This window comes from uncultured Campylobacter sp., from assembly GCF_938017705.1.
In the GTDB taxonomy this organism is placed as follows: Bacteria; Campylobacterota; Campylobacteria; order Campylobacterales; family Campylobacteraceae; genus Campylobacter_B.
In genome coordinates, this window is the sequence record NZ_CALIIS010000110.1 from 1 (window position 1) to 1,078 (window position 1,078).

Here is a 1,078-nt window from a genome sequence, read left to right on the forward strand (position 1 = left end):
ACTTATTGTCGTCGGCATAGCCGCTCAACAAAACCAGTTTCAATTCCCAATGGGATGGAATTCTACCAAAATTGACAGACAACGGAAGTTTTTACAGGATTAGTTTCAATTCCCAATGGGATGGAATTCTACTTATAAGACGCCCGCACGGGGCGCCATTTAAAATGTTTCAATTCCCAATGGGATGGAATTCTACGCTCGCCCTGGTGCGATCATCCAGCACCGCGACATAACGAAAATACGGCAGATCCGAGCTCATCTGACTTTGGTAGCGCGCAGCGGCATAGGCTACTCGCATATTAGTGTTATAGATATTCCGTAGCCTGCGATCGCCTACGTAAATTTGCTTTTGCTCGCCCGTTTTTGGATCGGTTACGACTACGTCTCCGAGCCAGCCTTTGCGCGCTAGGGTGTCTTTGATACCGCGCTTCCATTCATCAAATCCTTGCCCCTTTTGCGCGGCAAGAGCTAAGCTATCTTGAATATCTTTCAGAAGGTCGAGCCTCGTGATCTTGGCAACCGTAAAGACGCGATGATGCGCCTTGTGCATAATCTCGTCATAATCGAAATGAAGTTCCGCCCGTTTCTTTTTGATATATTGTACGACCTGCTGCGGCGGATCGAAAAAGCTAATATTCATCGTCATCCGCGCCTAAAATTTCAGCGTTTGCTATGACCCGAAATAGCTCCTCCTCCAGCGCATTAAGCTTAAAACCTAGCGGATTTTTTGCAAGTATCTCATAAGCCTGCTCGTAGGTTTGGGCTTTATCTACCACACTTTTAACGGATGATGAAATTTGCGAGCTTGCGGCGCTAAAATCGTGCTGCGCGGTTTGCCTCTCTATCTCTGTAAGATATTTGCCCTGTTTTGTCGCATTCGCAGAATTTTTATCTGCGTCCGTCTGTGCGGCTGGCTTACCTTCCGTATTTTTCGGCGCGCTTTTTGCGCTCGGAGGCAGGTCAAACTCCTTTGCCATATCCTCTACGCTCATCTCATAGCCTAGTTCGTGCAAAATTTGAAGCATCTGTGCGCGCTGGAGCAGATCCACATCCTTTTCGATTTGAATGTTTAGATTTG

The 1,078-nt window shown here is 47.1% G+C and carries 1 protein-coding gene, 1 pseudogene and 1 CRISPR repeat array; the gene and the pseudogene both read right to left on the bottom strand.

Annotated features, from left to right (window positions below; all coding sequences use genetic code 11):
- Positions 1 to 35 precede the first annotated feature (35 nt).
- Positions 36 to 196: a CRISPR direct-repeat array (repeat unit 30 nt; unit sequence GTTTCAATTCCCAATGGGATGGAATTCTAC).
- A gap of 12 nt (positions 197 to 208) precedes the next feature.
- Positions 209 to 646: pseudogene (locus tag Q0605_RS05500) on the bottom strand (phage minor head protein); the annotation flags it as partial.
- Positions 630 to 1,078, bottom strand: a 449-nt coding sequence (locus Q0605_RS05505) for a DUF935 family protein (protein WP_298704955.1), incomplete at its 5' end; no start/stop codon positions are given. The gene Q0605_RS05505 and the pseudogene Q0605_RS05500, both read right to left, overlap by 17 nt.